Raw genomic sequence first — 18,133 nt, forward strand, 5'->3', positions numbered from 1 at the left:
ATTATTTACATCTGTCTCGTTAATGTTATTTTTTGGTATATAAAAATTGTACAATATATGCGGAGAAATAAAAAGATCCTCAATCAGAGGACAAGGTGAAAATTAGATTATATATTATTTATTTGCCAATCAATCTCCCTACTCCCAATCTCCCTCAATAACTGGTTAGCTTGGGAAAATGGTCGGCTGCCAAAGAAGCCATTATGGGCAGATAATGGACTCGGATGAGGAGATTTAATTATGAAGTGATGGGATGACGTAATCGATTGTTGTTTCTGCTGTGCGAAATTTCCCCATAGGATGAATATCACTGGTGTCTCCCTTTGATTTAATATCTCTATAACTCTATTAGTAAACAACTCCCAGCCAAGACCTTTATGAGAGTTTGCATTTCCAGCCTGTACCGTCAGCACCGCATTCAGCATCAATACCCCCTGCTTGGCCCATTCCACTAGGTATCCATGATTCGGTATCGAGCATCCCACATCAGCCTGGAGCTCTTTATAAATATTACGCAATGATGGAGGAATTTTTAATCCTGGCTTAACGGAGAAACTTAAGCCGTGGGCTTGTCCGGGGCCATGATACGGATCCTGACCGATAATCACTACTTTCGTATCTTTATAGGAAGTATAATGGAGGGCATTAAAAATATCATGTTGGTCCGGGTATATAACCTTTGTTTGGTATTCTGTTTTTAGTTTTTGTCTTAATTGTTTGTAATATGTCTTCTCAAACTCCTCCCCCAATAAAGCAGCCCAATCATTCTTTAAAATTTCCATTCTCTTTCACTCTCTTTTCTAGATGGTCACATGATTTATAATTATAAGTTTAATAAGAAGAGTTAGAAATACTTTGGGTTAATAAAAATGCGAACAGTGCCAGGCACCGTTGGCTTACTCTCTGATATGTCACTATTTGTGGTATGTTTCACCCTAATTGTTGTGTAAAGCATACAATCGTAATTAATCGGTGATAATTCAATACCATTCTTCAAGAATGAATTAAAAGGGTTTATAGCAATGGGTTTATAATCTTTTTGTACGATCTATGATAATTAAAACTATATTCCTTCATGACTTCCAAACAATCTTTTTCTAACAAATGTTCATATTTAACAAATACATACCTTCCCAAGTAATAGGGAAGGACTGTATTTGTGGCACAAGTATAAACCTTATTATGGTAAGGTTTATTTCATCTGATTAAGCAGCAATTTTTTACCAATATTATATCTGCCAATCATTTGCTTTATTCTAGCAAGCATTCCAACTATCCCAATTTATAAAATAGTATATGGTTTTATAGTGTGGGAAACCAATTACCACACTATTTTTAACTTAAACCGATCTTCCAGATCTCCGGACCTGGTTCCAGTGGAGTCCTGTGGGTAATCATTTTTTCAGCACTTATTCTTTTATGTTGCCGTAATTGGCGTTCCTCATGCTTCGACCACAATATTTGCATATCTCCTATCTGTATACTCGGCAACCTTTGCCAAAACATCTTCTTTTAATAAATGGTTTAATCAGCGCCTAATTTTTGCACAATTTGAGGCTTTTTATTCTAAATCTCAACTTTAATACCCCGTTTAGTACTTAAAATTTTTGCCCTTTGAATTGAGAATAATTCAATTGTTCCAAAAACATCAACAATAACTTAATCATCGCCCGCTGTCAGGTTCCTCCAGTAATAACAACGTAAAATGACTGTCGAAGGTTCAACCATTCAAGGTAAGTAGAATGAAAAGAGTCAATTAATACAAAAAATAGACGGTAGTGAAACCGTCTATTTTTATTATTGTAAGCATTTACATTTTATAATATTTATAATTTTGAATTAATTTTGAACAGGTTCTTTTAATGTTAAGATGACCACGAACCCAAGTATTAATAATACACCAAAGAATCCAAATGCAAGGTTATAATTACCGGTTGCATCAAGCATGGCACCAACAATCATCGGAGAGAAGAAACCTCCAAGGTTACCGCCGCTGTTCACGGTAGCAATGGCAACTGGGTAAGTATCTCTGTTGGTTAGTCCCATCGGATAAGCGGTAAATGCAGGCCAGCCGATATTTAGGAAGAATCCCGCCAGTCCTAAACAAATTGCGATAAGTACTCCATTGTTTGGAATATTGGTAACAACAAACATCATGATTGCTGCAAAAACCGCTGTCATGATCATGGTTGGTTTCCGTCTTTTTAAGAATACTTTGTCAGAAAGAACACCGCCTAAAATTGCCCCGATCAAGCCGCCTATCGCAGGAGTAGATGCCAATAACCCCATCTTCATTAAGGAGTATCCCTTTTCATTAACCAGGTACATAGGAATCCAAGTTAACAAACCATAATTAACACTATTCATGAAAAAGTAAGTAAGGGTATTACCAAGAATGTTCCACGAAGTGAAAACGCTTTTATATGTGGTTAAAGGTTGAACTTTTTGATAACGAATCACTCTATCAATCCAGCCAAGTGATTTCTGCTCACCCACATATACATCTGATACTGTCTCGTTCTGACGGATATATTCCAATTCAGCTTGCGAAACATTTGGGCTGTCTTCCGGTTTAGATCTTACAAAAAAATACCAAACTGCTGCTAATATAAGCCCTGGAATCGCGAAAAAGAAAAATACATAACGCCAGCCAAACTCAATTGCAATCCATGTCGCAAGAATGGGAACAATTATTGGAGCAAGTTGTGTTGAGGCAATGTAAACACCAGTAGCAGTTGCCTTTTCTCTTGCCGGGAACCATTGGTTAATGGTAGATGTCATACTGACAGGGGCAGGTCCTTCTGTTATACCTAGTCCCAAGCGCATTAAGACTAAAGCTGTGGCACTTTTAACAGTACCAAGTAAGAACGTTACAACAGAAAAAGCAAGAATAGCAACGGTTGCAATCCCACGTGATCCTTTTTTACCAAGCATGAAACCAGCCGGAATCTGGGTAATCGCATAACCTAAAAAGAAGAAACTTGCAATGGCACCGGCCTGAAAATTGTTTAGAGAAAAATCCTCTTTTATGAAAGGTAAAACAACACCGATATTTGTGCGGTCAGCCATACAAACAAAATATACAAGAAAAATAATACCAAGTACTACCCAGCGATAACTAGATTTTTTCTTTAATGCAGGAACCGCATTAAGTTTCGATTCTGGTAAACCCATCTTTTTTCCCCCTGAACATCTTTAGATTTTCTAAAATGTTTTCAAAAGTATGCATGTCATCTATGGTGTGTTACCGGACCTATTAACAATTAAATAAAATTACATTTTTTAATATAAATAGTTAACTAAATTCCATATTTCCTAGTTTTTCATTATGTTTATTTCAGGAGCATGTGCGACACTTTGTAGTTACCCTCAAGCTTTAATCCCATGCCAACACTTATCGAAGTCCCGATATTCTCAGCACATCTCTCAACATATTCTCTAGCATTTTCAAGTGCGTTTTCCAAACTGACTACACCAGGCACAATCGAAAGTAGTGCATCAATGCCATATTCTTTGACAACATAGCTATCCGATCCTAAATGTCCAGCAATCGCTATAACGGGGAGATTGTATTTTTTAGCTGCTTTTGCAACGCCAATTGGAGTTTTACCGCAGATCGTTTGATGGTCAATCTTACCTTCGCCTGTTATCACCAAATCCGCATCAGCCATATGGTCTGATAAACCTGTTGCCTCAATGACGATGTCCACCCCACTTTTTAATTCGGCTGGCAGGAAGGCTATAATTCCCCCTCCAAGTCCACCTGCTGCGCCTGAACCCGGCAGATTTCGAATATCTTTACCAAGCGTTTTCTGGACACAATTGGCAAAATGAGCTAAATTGCCATCTAATAACTGCACCATATCAGGGGTGGCTCCTTTTTGTGGTCCAAAAATAGCCGAAGCCCCTCTAGAGCCAACCAACGGTGTATCGACATCACACGCTACCTCAATTGAGACCGATGCAAGCCGCCTATCCAATCCCGATATATCGATGGTACGAATCTTTCCAAGTTCACCGCCGCCAAATCCTATTTCGGTTCCTTCATCGGTCAAAAAGCTTACACCCAATGCTTGGAGCATCCCGGCACCTGCGTCATTGGTTGCACTGCCGCCCAAACCGATAATAATTTTTTCAACCCTATAGTTAAGGGCTTCAATAATTAATTCACCTACTCCATAAGTAGTGGTCACAAGGGGGTTTCTTTTCTCATTTGGGACTTGACCCAGTCCAGAGGCGGCTGCCATCTCAATAACAGCTGTTTTTCCATCCCCAAGAATACCAAAAAATGATTCAACCGGTTTCCCTAAAGGTCCAGTAACGACCTTAGAGATCATCTTTCCTTCTGTAGCGTTGACTAGAGAGGATACTGTTCCTTCTCCCCCATCAGCCATTGGAATCTTTACATATTTAGCTGACGGAAGAACAGACTTCATACCTTCTTCTATAGCTTGTGATACTTCTATAGACGTAAGGCTTTCCTTAAATGAATCTGGCGCTATAATGATTTTCATCGTTCACCCCGCAGCTAAAAATTTACTTTGAGATTGTTTTCAAGCTTAACCTTATTTACAGAAAATACCTCCGCCTTTTAAACATCCGAAAGGGCGAAGGGCAATTTCCACACCCATTTGGAAGTCAATATTCTCTGCCCGCAAGACAAACTGTTACTGTTTCACTTGTAAGAGTTTTCATTTCTTTACACTATTACTTTGTTATCCTCTTCCACTTGCTCCTCAACTTTAGCGCTTTCAACCGCACTTAAAGCAAAGAAGGACTGTAAGGAAGGATATAACTGATTAAAGACTTTATATACCTCATCATATATTCTTAGCTGACCCTGCTCTGGTTCCACTGTGTAAATCGTGTTATTACTAATTTCTTTTGCGGCAGCTTCCAAAGAAGAAAAGTAACCAATCGCTGCTCCCGCAATCAAACAAGTTCCTAATACACCTGTTTCAGAAACATCTTTTATTTGAATGCTCCTGTTCAAAACATTGGCTTTGATTCGAGCCCACTCCCTGTTTTTCGCACCGCCGCCAATGGAAGGGAAAATTTCGGTTCTAAGCTGATATTTCGTTTCAATAATTTCATTGATTTGTCTTAGTCCAAACGAGCATCCTTCCAATACGGCCCTATACATATCCGCTTTAGTCGTATTTAAATGGATTCCAACAAAGACCCCTCTTGCATTTGGATCCCAAATCGGCGCCCGCTCTCCTTGCATATATGGAAGAAAAAATACACCTTTCGAACCTGGGCTCGACTGTTTGCACAATTCATCCAAGATAGCTTTCGAATGTCCTTCCGGCTTCAAAAATTGATCGTAAAACCACTGAATGGCTGCTCCAGGAAATGACATGGCCCCATGGGATAGCCAGCGATTTTTAATAACATGGCATCTATTTAAGAAACGCTTATCCAATCGACCGGGCTGATTTGTACAAACGGTTAATACATTAGATGTTCCAACCGATTCAAACATTTCATTTATCCCAATACCAAGTGCCGTTGCCGAGCAAGCGGTGTCGGCTGCCCCGGCGATTACTGGAATACTACTGGTTATAAGTTCAGGCAAGGAGCAATAACCAATTATGGAACTAGGATCGACAACCTCTGGTAGCTTTTCTCTATCAACGCCCACCTTCTCATATATCTCTTGTGACCATTGATAGTTTTCCACGTCATACATTCCTGTAAAAGAGCTTTGCGTCCAATCCATTACAAAGTTTCCTGTCAGCTTATGTAAAATAAACGTGGAAAGGTTTCCCCATTTATACGTTTGTTCATATAGCTCCGGATGATGGTTTTTGAACCACAAATGGGTTGTAACCGTATACATTCCAGGTTCTAATCGGTTTTTTGTTACTTTAAACAGCAATTCTTCACCGACTACATACTTAACCCAGTCTGCTTCTTCCTTACTTCTTTGGTCTAAATACAATATCCCCGGATATAATGGCTCTCCCTTTTCATTTAAAAACACAGAACTATTGCAGAATGTAGAAAGAGAAATCGCATCAACCGCACCTTCAGCCTCCACTTGATGCCTAACTTTTAAAAGTAAGTTTCTAGTCTTTTCCCAAATATCCTCGAGGTCGATTTCCACCCAGCCCATTTTGGGGTAAAGAAGAGAATAGGGTTGATACTCCAGGAACCCTAATTCTCCCTCTTTATTCATCGCTCCAACTTTAATTCCGCTCGTCCCAATATCGATTCCAATAATGTGAGACATGGCTCATCACCCTCATTACACAGTTAATGGTGTATTCATTAATTCATGATAAAGCTCAAGTGTTTCCTTCACTGTACCTTTATTATGGATAATATTTTTAAATGCTGTTACAACAGCTGTTGGATTAGGATTGTTCCATACGATTCTACCAAAAGTGATTCCAAATCCACCAGCATCAATAACATCGTAGACCATTTGGAAGTAATCTTCAATGTTATTTCCGTTATCCCCACCTGCAACTACAACCTTTCCTGGAGTAGAAGCAACAACCTTCGCAAAAGTTTCCGGATTTCCTGTATATTTCGTTTTGACGATATCAACACCAAGTTCTGCCCCTGCACGGACGGCATAAGCAACATGCTTCCAATTGTTCTTGTCATCTTCCGGAATTTGGTTTCCTCTTGGATAAATGTGAGCAATCATTGGCATTCCATGTGCCCCAGCTTGACCCGCAATAATACCCAGATTGCGAAGCTGCTCCGGTTGGTCATCCCCGCCAACGATGCATCCCATTGACACGGCGTCTGCCCCTAAGCGAACCGCTTCATCTACTTCTGTCACCCATGCATCATAGTTTGGCTGCCAAGGCGAGAAAGTGGAGCATTTTAATATAAAGCCTGTTTTGCCGGCATGCGGACGGTAACACATATCTGCAATTCCTTTGTGCATCGTAATGGCATCAGGACCACCAGCAACGATTTCGTCCAACTTGCGCTGTATCGGCATAAGCTCTTCAAATATGCCCCTTGCCATAGCTTGGTCTACCGCTACCGCTAATAGTTTTCCAGACTTTTGATTTACTAGACGATTCATTCGAATTTCTTTACCTAAATATGACATACTTAAACACTCCTATTTTTTAAATTTTATAGTTTTATTGCGTAATAACTGTTTTCATGCCATTCCCATTTTTCACATCCAAAATGGCCTGTTCAATATCATCCAAGGTGTAGCCTGTGGTTGTTAATACTTCTGTATTGATTTGGCCAGAAGCAATCAAAGACAATGATTTGTGATAATCTGCTCTGGTTAAGGCTGATGTTCCATTTACAGTGATTTCATTGTAATGAATCACGTTTGGATCAATTTCTGACATGACACCATTTGTGAATCCGGCAAATAAGTTTAAGGTACCGCCCTTTTTCAGTAGGTTCGCACTTGAATTTACCAGGAACGGAACCCCAATTGCCATGATGACAACATCAGCACCAAGCCCATCTGTCTCACTTAACACAAGATCATGCAATGATTCATTTTCAGGATTTACTGCAAAATCAGCTCCGGCAAGCAATGCTTTTTCCCTGCGATGCCCGATTGGTTCACTCAAAATAACCGACTTAGCTCCGGCAATTTTCGCTAATTGAACATGCATCAGCCCGATTGGTCCGCCGCCGATGATCACAACAACATCACCCATTTTGACATTCGCTTTTCTTTGGCCATTAACGCAGCAAGCGAGCGGCTCGGTGATCACAGCCTGTTCAAAGGAAAGGTGATCCGGAATTTTCACTAGATTACCAGCTTCTAGTGCCGCGCTAGGAATTCTCACATACTCCGCAAAACCGCCGTCATACTCGTATCCAATAGCAGTCCGGTTAGCGCATACATTTTCTCTTCCATTTAGGCAGTAATAGCATTTCCTGCACGGAATAACCGGCATTACTCCCACACGATCTCCTTCAAAAAAGTCTTTTACCTGAGCTCCAACCTCTACAACCGTTCCGACTAGCTCATGGCCTATAACGGAAGGGGTTCTGACACCCTTGGTCTTTTTTCCTTCGAAAATACGGACATCTGTACCGCATACAGCACTTGCATTCACCTTCACAAGCACTTCATTTTCATTGATTTCCGGTTTTTTTACTTCCTCCAGCTTTAGATCATTGGGTCCATGAAATATGGCTGCTCTCATTTCTTCCCTGCTCCTTTTATTAGGTTATAAGATAAAGATTATGGTGGTAATTTCCTTCATATATTTTTTAAAAAAAGAAAGGAAATTACCTCTTTTATATAAATTTAGCTATTAAACCCACTTTAGTTAATTTATTCTTGAAAATTTTAGCATCACTTCCTATATTTTTAAGATTTAATAGCACTTTCATGGTTTTTAATTCTTTTCATTTAAAATTTTCTGTAAACTTATTCTGTAATTACATCATACCATACGGTGGTAATTTTCTTCAATATTTTTTTAAAAAAAAGAAGATTTTTTTCAAATCTTCTTTTTTACAGCTTTTTATCTATTGTTGATCTACGTGTTTTTTGTATATTGTTGTAGCACAATTCATATTGCTGGTTTGCAACTGCGGCAACTAATAGATCAATAATGGTTAATTGAGCAATCCTAGACGAAAAGGCATCCGTTCGAAACAATGATTCCTTTGATGCTGATTGTAAGACGATATCCGATATATTCGTAATGGGTGATTTCGATGAATTAGTAATACAAATCAAAGTTGCACCCGCTTCTTTCGCCAGCTTTAACGCCGCTAAAACATCTGTATTGGAGCCTGTATGTGAAATTCCAATGACAACATCTTCATTTGTGAGAACACTTGCTGACATGGCTTGCAGAACAGGATCATTATAAGCAAAAGATTTAATTCCCAGTTTTAACAGCTTGTGGTGAGCATCAAGGGCTACAGTCCCTGAGCCGCCTGTTCCATAAAATTCAATTAAGCGGGCTTTTGAAATGGCCTCAACTGCCTTCCGTATTTCATCATCATTGCAAACCTCAATCGTATCATATAAAGCTTGAATGTTTGACTGGAAGACCTTCTTTTTGATCATGACTACGTCGTCGCCTTTTTCAATCACTTCAAGTATCTGCTTTTCAGGTGCGATGACTTCTTTTGCCAAATTAATTTTCAAATCTTGAAATCCCTTATATCCAAGTCGTTTGCACAAACGGACCACAGAGGATTCACTTGTTTCACTTCTTTCAGCCACCTCGGTAATGGAGAGATGGATAATTTCTTCCTGATTTTGTTCAATAAACTCAATAATCTTTTTCTCTGAATCCCGAAGCTTCGACTTTACTGCATTACTTCTTGTGAAAAAACCGGGATTTGTATTAATGTTCAATTCGCTCATTGATTGCCCCTACTTTCTCAATCACTTTATCTATTTTTCCATTTTATACTAACAAATGGGTCTTTTCTACTCCATACTTTAAGCGGTGAAAATTTTGAAAAAAAGTATGTCTTTCCAATCTATAAATAGTGGATTTTCCTGAAAACATGAACAAACCAAATAAAAATAATTAATTACTAACTCTTATTCAAACAAAGGACTTAATGCTTTCTCATTATGAATCCGATCGATTGCCTCTACCAGCAATGGTGCCACTGATAAAGACGTAATTTTATTGATCATTTTCTCTTTTGGCAGATGAATTGTGTTTGTGACAACTAGTTCTTCAATTACCGAAGATTGTATTCTTTGAATGGCTGGACCTGAGAGGATTGGGTGGGTACAGCAAGCATACACAGCTTTTGCCCCTTTCTCAACTAAGGCATTAGCAGCGAGAGTAAGAGTCCCAGCTGTATCGATTAAGTCATCAATAATAATGGCATTTTTCCCTTCAATATTTCCTACGATATTCATTATTTCAGCAACATTCGGCTCAGGACGTCTTTTATCGACAAAAGCAATTGGAGCATGCAAATGACTCGCCATTTTCCTTGCTCTTACAACACCACCGTTATCCGGTGCGACTACTACAATATCTTTTAATCCCTTATTCTCAAAGTATTGGGAAAGAATAGGGACACCTATGAGTTGATCAACGGGTATATCAAAAAAACCCTGAATTTGCGGAGCATGAAGATCCATTGTAATCACCCTGTCCGCCCCTGCTCTTTCTAAAAGGTTTGCAATTAATTTTGCCGTTATTGGTTCACGTGAACGGACTTTTCGGTCCTGCCGCGCATATCCAAAGTATGGCATGACAACATTGATGAATCGAGCTGAAGCCCTTTTTAAGGCATCTATCATGATGAGAAGCTCCATTATATGTTCACTGCCGGGCTGTGAAGTAGATTGGATTACATAAACTTCACTTCCACGGACACTTTCTTCAATATTAATTTGAATTTCACCATCACTGAATCTTGATACGGAGCATTTCCCCAACTCACAGCCTAACATTTTGACCATCTCACTTGCTAGCACTCGATTTGAATTTAATGTAAAGATTTTAAAACCTTTTTTAAGTTGATACATCCCTTAGGGCCCCCATTATCCAATTAACTTTTTTTACTATTATAGGAGTAAGTGGTTTTGCATTTATTGGCTACTAAGTTTATAAATGCCCCATACTCATTTGAACGGATTCACTTAAACATTTCACTGAAAAAGTATTTTGTATATTAAAAAATATTTTTTCACAATTCCATCTTATCATACGGTGGTAATTTTCTGCAGTAATATATAATAAAAAATGAATTTATTTTTCAACATTAACTTACACATAAAAATGGGCATGGAAATCTCCATGCCCATTTTGAATACCTGTCATGACAATTAATCTTGAGCAGGCTCTTTTTTACTTACAAACATATTAATATAGGTTCTAAATGGAATGTACTATATTCTTGGAACTTCCGGCTACAAACGCCTTTATATTGTCCACTGCCAAATCCAATAGGCGACTACGCGCTTCCTTGGTTGCCCAAGCAATGTGAGGAGTGATAATACAATTTTTTGCATGCAGCAGTGGGTTGGTATCTTCTGGAGGTTCCACTGCCAGAACGTCCAATCCGGCTCCGGATATAACTCCTGCATTTAGAGCCTCCGCTAAATCCTTGTTGTTGACAAGTTTCCCGCGCGAAGTATTGATAATAATAGCGGACGGTTTCATCATGGATAAATTTTCAGCGTTGATCATACCTTCCGTTTCCGGGGTCAGTGGACAGTGCAGGCTGACAACGTCAGATTGCCTCATTAAGTCAGGAAGTTCCGCCCATTGGAAATTAGGCAAGTCAATATCGCGATGATAAGCATCATACGCTAGAATGTTCATACCAAAAGCGGAAGCAAGCCTTGCAGTCTGAAGCCCGATGCGTCCGAAACCGACGATTCCCATCGTTTTACCAACTAATTCAACCAGCGGGTAGTTCCAGAAGCACCAATCAGGATTCCTTCCCCATTCTCCTTCCATAACTGCATCACTATGGCGTTGAACATGATGGCAATGTTCCAACAGCAGTGCAAATACCATTTGGGACACCGATTCCGTTCCATAAGTCGGAATGTTACTAATTATTATCCCCCGTTCTTCTGCAGCCTTCGTATCCACTACATCAAAGCCTGTTGCCAAGACTCCAATATACTTAAGATTAGGCAGCCGCTCAAGAGTTGCCCTGCTTAGTAGCGTTTTATTCGTCAAAACAATCTCTGCGTTTAAAGCCCTTTCTATTATGAGCTCCTCCGGAGTCCGATCGTAGATAACTGTCTTACCTATCTGTGACAATTGATCCCAACTTAAGTCTCCAGGGTTCAAGGTATATCCATCTAACACACAAATATTCATAAAAATCCATCCCTCTCTTATTGTTTTTTCGCTTCGCTTTTTTTAAAAAGTATTTTGAATCTTTAAAATAATTTTCGTATTTTCATCTTATCACATGATGGTAATTTCCTTCAATAAATTTTATTAAAAAATGAATATAATTTTCATTTTTGTCATGCTACTTGATTCTAGCGTTCAAATAAAAACGAAAGTCAATGGATCCATGCCCTAATATCAATACATGGATCGGTAAGGAGCGGAGAAGGTAAATAAGAAATTGATGCCCTTTTTTTATACCATTACTGCAGTTTATGTATTAACTTTATAATCCATTAGAAACTTAACAGAGTTCTAAAGCAGGGGGAAACTATCCAAACCCTTAACAAAAAATTCTTATATGAAGGATTTCACTCACTAAAATAAAAGAGTAAAAGCAAACAGTGTAAATCTATTTCTATTCTACGAAGTACACAATTCTGTAACAACTTACTGCAAATCACCCTGTCCTTTTGGCCTCTTCATTTATATATAGAGGGTAGAAAGGGTGGTGCATTTTTATGAATTTGAAATCAGGCAGAATTGAAGGGTTTGAAGGGTATTCTCAGTTTAAGAGTGTGAAGGAGTTTAATACACATATCGAGATGTGGTTAGCGGTGAAGAAGCAGGAGTTTTCGAAGGGGGAGCTTGTAGGATTGAAACGGCTGGTTCGTTTTTCTGTAAAGGTTCCTGGGGTTTGTAATGCAAAGATTGGAACGTTACTAAAAGCAATTAATGAAGAGTATCAAGGGAATGGAATCTCCCGTTCTACTTTTAAACGAATGATCAGTAAAGCGAAGGATTTGGGTATCCTCACCATCTATGAAACCGAACGAAAAAATGGTTCACAATCTAGTAATCTTTACAGCTTTAACCGTTTCCCACAAAGTGAACCACCCAAGGCGAATAAATTGGACCACCCTAAAGAAACTAATAATCTTTTAAAAACTAATCATCAAAAGAATAATAAACGTAACGAAGCGTCGATTGAACTCGATTACACTTTTGTTAGTGATAAGGTTCCTCAAGCTTTTGTCCAATCCGTAAAATACTTCTTTTCTGATGCAAAAGTGATTGAAGAATACTGGCATATGGTACAAATCGCTGCTTTTCGATTTGAATGTGACCAAAACACAGAGGACGTTCTCGCTATTGCTATTCAGTCATTTAAGCAGCTGGTCCGTAAGTTGAAATCTACCAAACTGGTGGTAAAACCGATTGCCTTCTTTTTTGGAGTCTTAACCCACAAATTGAAAGAATTCTATCTCAACCAATTCACTGAAAACAGCAGTGAGAGTAAGCCGTTGCGCTATGTACTTGAAACAGGCGAAGTTATGTACTATGACTGGCTGCATGTTAATCAGGCTTAATGGGATAGAAGTTTTTACAATTCGTTACTGAAACGGCCAACTGTTTATCAATTTTTTTTGACAAAGTGGCCTTGCAGAAATGTTTAAGATTAGAAACAAGAACTATACAACAGCTTGAAAAAAATAGCGAACGATGCCAGGCACTGTTCGCTACAAAGATACTCAAATTTCAGCTAGTCCTTTAAAAAGTTCCACTGCAGTTTCGATGATTTCATTTCGAAAGTCATACTCGTAGGTATGGATATGAGGGTAGTTTTCTCCGTTTCCGATGTAGAATATAGCACCTTTCGTCAACTTCGTGTAGTGGCCGAAATCTTCTGAGGCACGGAAGGCATCCTTCATTTCCACCAACTGAAATCCTTTTTCATTGCTAACCTCACGGATCTTGTCAGAACTTTCTTTGTGGTTTACCGTTTCCGGAAATTCATCGTTAAAGGAGATGTTTATCTTCAGTCCGTACTTTTCTGCTTGCTCTCGTGCATGATTTTCAAGGTTTTTCTGGAGATTATCCAATTCTTCTTCGTATAGCGCACGAATGGTTAGGAGAAGCTCACCTTTGCTTGCTGCTAAACCGAATGCTCTTTCCCCTATATTTACTTGAACAACAGTACATAGTACCAGACCTTCATTGTTTTCAGGAGAGGTAAGCTCTGGGATGACATCAATAATCTTTGCAATCGCAAATGAGGGATTGACTCCATTCTCAGGCTGGCTGGCATGGGCAGGAGATCCTTCCATATGGATGGTCATTCCCTTTGATGCGCAATGAGCGGTTCCGTCGATTACATTAATCGAATTAAAAGGCATGCCGCTCATATTATGATAGGCAAAAATTTCTTCGATATTATGTTCCTTAATAAAAGTGGCACATTGGATAGCACCATCTCCCGTTTCCTCCGCGTGCTGGAAAAGGAAAAAGATGTTTTTGTCAGCACCATTTTGGTCGACTTCGAGTGCAAAGCCGGCCAGGCTTGCAGCATGCCCATCATGTCCACATTTGTGGGATACCCCTGGATTCTTAGAAGCATGTGGTATGTCAATCACTTCGGGCATTGGAAGGGCATCAAAATCTGCACGAAAAGCAATGTTCTTTTTATCCTCACCTGCTCGATAAATGGCATAGAACCAGTGGCCTCTATCTACGATTTCAAGCTTTGTATGCTTTTTTAGAAAATGGATTAAATGCTGTTTCGTCCAAATTTCTTCATTCGAAATTTCAGGATACTGGTGCAGTTCATGACGCAGTTGTATGGCTAATTCTAAATTTTTTACATCCAATGAATCCTTTACTCCCTTCCTAGAGGTTATGTGAAATGTATCTGAAAGCCTAAACGATTAAGTCTATAATAAACTATTTATGGGTGCGCATTGAGTACTCCTCACATAAAATCAGTCTTACTTCCGACTTTTATTAATGAGGTTTGACCAAATAAAAATAGAACAAAACGTTTTTCATTTTTCTTAATGGTCTAGTTTACTGAAATAGTGATGAATTTTTTCTTGTTTTTTTATTTGGTTTCCCTTTGGACTTTCTATATTCCCAAATTCAAAGAACTTCACCTTCTTGATTCCCACAAAGTTAAATAAGGCTCTTTTCATTAGAATCTTATGTGCATTGTTCAACCAAAGTAATGGATAGTGAGTCGTTTCATGGTGGACACACATACAACAGACTTTCCTTTTAAAAGCCCTTCAGGGAAGTATCCCTTCTTATCTTTATAGGCAAAGTTCGAGGCAAATAATTGATCGATAAATCCCATAAGCATTGCCGGAGCTCTCCCCCACCAAATTGGGTAAATAAAAACAATTTTGTCAGCCCACATAATCTGTCGCCTGTATTTATCCAAACCAGGATCAGTATGCATGTCTCTTCTTCGTTTTTGCTCGTTAAACACTAGAACAGGATTAAAACCCTCTTCATATAAATCTAAGACCTGTACCTTGTTAATATGGGGATTTTCATTACTTCCCTTCAGTACCTTTTGTAGAAAAGCATAATTCAAACCCTTATGATTTGGATAGGTAAATACGATTAGCATCTTCATTAGGCTCACCTCTTACTTATCATTTGATAACTAAATCATAACATCCTCCCCATTAGTTATCAATTGATAATTGTAATTTGATAACTAATTTGTTATCTTGGGCTATAAGAGGTGAAAAAAATGGACAAAAATGTTCTTTTTAATAAACTTGTATCATTTACGACTTCTGTCCATCGTGTTACAAATGAATTAACAAAAAATGCCAAGCCAGATTCAATCTCGCAAGTTCAATATAACATTCTTGAATTTATTGCAGTAAGTCAACCAGTGACTCCGAGTGAGATTAACGCTTGTCAAAATATGTCTATGTCAAATACTAGTCGTGAACTTAGCAAGTTAAGTGAAAAGAGATTAATTGAAAAGATTAGCGATAGCGAAGACCGACGAAAACAATATATTCGTCTATCACAAGACGGGGAAGTTTTAATGAGGGAAGCATTTACTACAGTTGAAACTCGTTTTCAAAGCAGAATACAAAATGCCTCGGAAGAAGATTTAAAAGAAATCGAACGAGCTATCGATATTCTTCAGCGAAAATTATTTTATCCTATTAAATGAATTTCCTTTGTTCTCCTTATCATAGGTGTAAAAAATCCAAATATATTATTAATCAAGTATTCTTTTACATCGGACAGTGCCTGCACTGTCCTTACCTATGAAAAAAAGGATGATATACTATGTTTTGGAATAAAGACATAAAGAAAAACATCTTAACCGTCAGCGCTATTATCAGAAATCAAAGAAGTTTCGCCTTTAAATTGGTTACTGCTGCATTATTGGCTTTAATCGCCGCTATACTCCAAGCTGCAGGCGGAGTCATCCCGGGATTCGGAATGCTCATCAGCCCTTTTTCTACTGTCCCCATTATCATAAGCCTGTTGCTCTCACAATCGTATGGATTATTGAGCTATTTTCTTACCATTTTCCTCTTACTGTTCATTCAACCTTCTGAACTTATTATCTTTCCATTTACGACTGGTGCAATGGCCATTGGAATCGGCATTGGATTTATCCTATTTAACAAGGGTTGGAAAGTTATCACCTTTTCAAGTCTGTTTTTATGTATCGGGATTTGTCTCTTACTCTACGTCTTGAAATTTCCTGTTTTGGGTCCATTCCTTATACAATTTAAGGTATGGAATATCTTCGTTATTTACTTATTTTCACTTGTATATTGTTGGTTATGGATTGAACTTGTCATACGTTTACTTTCTAAACTCATCACAGGACAACAGGGACGGTTTTGATGGCTTTAATTAGACATCAGAACCTTCTCCAATGCATTTTTAGCGGAGAATAGGGAAAAATAGGAAAAAATCAGCTTGAAAGGAGCACTCCTATGAAAGCAACGGATATACTTGTTCAATGCTTAGAAAATGAAGGGGTTGAGTATATTTTTGGCATTATGGGGAAGGAAACCCTTGACCTAATGGATTCGTTATCTAAATCTAAACAAATTAAGTTTGTGAATGTCCGTCATGAACAAGGAGCTGCTTTTATGGCAGATGTTTACGGTAGATTATCCAACAAAGTTGGCGTTTGTTTGGCGACATTAGGACCTGGGGCCACTAACCTTTTGACTGGCATAGCAAGTGCGAACTTGGACCATTCTCCGGTTGTAGCGATTACTGGACAAGCAGGCTTTGAGAGGCAGCACCAGGAATCACACCAATATGTAAATATCGTTAAAGTATTTGAACCAGCTACAAAGTGGAGTATTCAAATTAAGGATTCACAAACCATACCAACCATCATTCGTAAGGCATTTAGAGTAGCTCAAACGGAAAAGCCAGGCGCTGTTTTAATTGAACTGCCAGAGAACTTAGCACCACAGATGATTTCAGCCCATCCGTTACCCGTAACACCTATTCCAAAGAGCACTCCTAATTCACAAGCTATAGCGGATGCCCTAACACTAATTGGTCAGAGCCAAAAACCAGTTGTCATTGTAGGAAACGGGATAATCAGGCAAAAAGCAGCGGCAGAACTCCGTACATTTTTAGAAAAACTTCAATCACCTGTTATCCATAGCTTTATGGCAAAAGGAATCTTGCCTAAGGACCATCCACTGAATTATTTTACATTTGGTTTTAACAAGCAAGATGAAGTATTACCGATAATCGAGGAATCTGATTTGTTAATTGTGATAGGTTTTGATTTTGTTGAAGCACTCCCTAAGAACTGGAATAAAAAAATGCGCCCCATTTTACATATCAATCCATTACCTGCTGAAATCGATGAATACTACCCTGTTAGAGGAGAAATGGTTGGGAATTTACTGGAGACATTCCAGGCGCTTAATAAACTGGATCTTGCTTCTAAACCATGGACACCTTCAGGGGATCTAAAGGAACGGATTATGAATTCTTATCAAATGAAAGAAGAACTCCAAGAAGATCAATCATTAACAGTAGAAAATATCTTAAACGTTGTGGAAAAGCTTTCAAAGGAAGACACCATCGTGGTTTCTGATGTAGGTGCCCACAAGGTATCCATAGCCCGTACATATCAACCAAAACAAGCCGGCCGGCTTATTATCTCGAATGGATTAGCCTCAATGGGGATTGCCTTTCCTGGTGCGATTGGTGCTAAATTAGCCTCCCCGAACGCAGCGGTTATTTGTATTACGGGGGATGGAGGGGCTTTAATGAATATTTGCGAGTTAGAGACGGCGAAACGATTAGGCCTTTCGTTAATCATTATTGTGTTGAATAATTCTAAGTTACTTTTAGAAGAACAAATGATGCAGGAAAAGTTCAGTCATAGCTTTGGTACAGACTTTGGAAACCCTGACTTTGTGCAGCTTGCTGAAAGCTTTGGAATTAAAGGCTCAAGACCGAATCAATTGAATGAGTTTGAACAAGTACTAAAGGATGCATTAAATCAGACTAATGAACTTACACTGATTGATGTCAGCCAAGGGTAGACTTTTAGA

At 38.7% G+C, this 18,133-nt stretch carries 14 protein-coding genes and 1 pseudogene; 4 read left to right on the top strand and 11 right to left on the bottom strand.

Annotated features, from left to right (window positions below; translation table 11 throughout):
- Nucleotides 1-107: 107 nt before the first annotated feature.
- The 9 genes from QFZ31_RS18230 to QFZ31_RS18270 all read right to left on the bottom strand — a co-directional run bounded on the left by QFZ31_RS18230 (nt 108) and on the right by QFZ31_RS18270 (nt 11,768).
- On the bottom strand, nt 108-782 hold the full coding sequence (locus tag QFZ31_RS18230) for a uracil-DNA glycosylase (protein ID WP_307305415.1): 675 nt from the start codon (nt 780-782) through the stop codon (nt 108-110).
- Between the two features lie 1,057 nt (nt 783-1,839).
- Nucleotides 1,840-3,174 carry an MFS transporter gene (locus tag QFZ31_RS18235; protein WP_307305416.1) on the bottom strand — a complete coding sequence of 445 codons (1,335 nt, stop codon included), beginning with the start codon at nt 3,172-3,174 and terminating at the stop codon, nt 1,840-1,842.
- 158 nt (nt 3,175-3,332) lie between these two features.
- A complete protein-coding gene (locus QFZ31_RS18240; RefSeq protein ID WP_307305420.1) occupies nt 3,333-4,514 on the bottom strand; it encodes a glycerate kinase in 1,182 nt (393 codons plus the stop codon).
- Between the two features lie 185 nt (nt 4,515-4,699).
- Entirely contained in the window at nt 4,700-6,235 is a 1,536-nt protein-coding gene (locus QFZ31_RS18245; protein ID WP_307305422.1) for a xylulokinase, read from the bottom strand.
- 15 nt (nt 6,236-6,250) lie between these two features.
- The gene (locus QFZ31_RS18250) at nt 6,251-7,075 is read right to left on the bottom strand and encodes a class I fructose-bisphosphate aldolase (protein ID WP_307305425.1); all 825 of its coding nucleotides are present in this window, start codon (nt 7,073-7,075) and stop codon (nt 6,251-6,253) included.
- 34 nt (nt 7,076-7,109) lie between these two features.
- Nucleotides 7,110-8,147 carry a zinc-dependent dehydrogenase gene (locus QFZ31_RS18255; protein ID WP_307305428.1) on the bottom strand — a complete coding sequence of 346 codons (1,038 nt, stop codon included), beginning with the start codon at nt 8,145-8,147 and terminating at the stop codon, nt 7,110-7,112.
- A 314-nt stretch (nt 8,148-8,461) separates the two neighbouring features.
- On the bottom strand, nt 8,462-9,328 hold the full coding sequence (locus QFZ31_RS18260) for a MurR/RpiR family transcriptional regulator (RefSeq protein ID WP_307305430.1): 867 nt from the start codon (nt 9,326-9,328) through the stop codon (nt 8,462-8,464).
- 183 nt (nt 9,329-9,511) lie between these two features.
- Nucleotides 9,512-10,459 carry a ribose-phosphate diphosphokinase gene (locus QFZ31_RS18265; RefSeq protein ID WP_307305433.1) on the bottom strand — a complete coding sequence of 316 codons (948 nt, stop codon included), beginning with the start codon at nt 10,457-10,459 and terminating at the stop codon, nt 9,512-9,514.
- Nucleotides 10,460-10,808: 349 nt separating this feature from the next.
- Nucleotides 10,809-11,768, bottom strand: coding sequence for a D-2-hydroxyacid dehydrogenase (locus QFZ31_RS18270; protein ID WP_307305436.1), 960 nt, complete (start codon nt 11,766-11,768; stop codon nt 10,809-10,811).
- A gap of 536 nt (nt 11,769-12,304) precedes the next feature.
- On the opposite strand from QFZ31_RS18270, the gene QFZ31_RS18275 reads away from it, so the two are divergent.
- Nucleotides 12,305-13,153, top strand: coding sequence for a hypothetical protein (locus QFZ31_RS18275; protein ID WP_307305438.1), 849 nt, complete (start codon nt 12,305-12,307; stop codon nt 13,151-13,153).
- Nucleotides 13,154-13,315: 162 nt separating this feature from the next.
- Here QFZ31_RS18275 and QFZ31_RS18280 read toward each other — a convergent pair whose 3' ends face one another.
- Nucleotides 13,316-14,431: an amidohydrolase gene (locus QFZ31_RS18280; RefSeq protein ID WP_307305441.1), complete on the bottom strand. Its 1,116-nt coding sequence runs from the start codon at nt 14,429-14,431 to the stop codon at nt 13,316-13,318.
- A gap of 183 nt (nt 14,432-14,614) precedes the next feature.
- Nucleotides 14,615-15,198, bottom strand: a pseudogene (locus tag QFZ31_RS18285) (NAD(P)H-dependent oxidoreductase).
- 120 nt (nt 15,199-15,318) lie between these two features.
- On the opposite strand from QFZ31_RS18285, the gene QFZ31_RS18290 reads away from it, so the two are divergent.
- The 3 genes from QFZ31_RS18290 (at nt 15,319) to QFZ31_RS18300 (ending at nt 18,124) form a co-directional block, all read left to right on the top strand.
- Nucleotides 15,319-15,756: a MarR family winged helix-turn-helix transcriptional regulator gene (locus QFZ31_RS18290; protein ID WP_307305445.1), complete on the top strand. Its 438-nt coding sequence runs from the start codon at nt 15,319-15,321 to the stop codon at nt 15,754-15,756.
- A gap of 119 nt (nt 15,757-15,875) precedes the next feature.
- Nucleotides 15,876-16,445, top strand: a complete 570-nt coding sequence (locus QFZ31_RS18295) for a hypothetical protein (RefSeq protein WP_307305447.1) — start codon at nt 15,876-15,878, stop codon at nt 16,443-16,445.
- A 92-nt stretch (nt 16,446-16,537) separates the two neighbouring features.
- Entirely contained in the window at nt 16,538-18,124 is a 1,587-nt protein-coding gene (locus QFZ31_RS18300; RefSeq protein WP_307305450.1) for an acetolactate synthase large subunit, read from the top strand.
- Nucleotides 18,125-18,133: the final 9 nt, after the last annotated feature.

Origin of the sequence: Neobacillus niacini (assembly GCF_030817595.1) — a bacterium.
Classification (GTDB): Bacteria; Bacillota; Bacilli; order Bacillales; family Cytobacillaceae; genus Neobacillus; species Neobacillus niacini_G.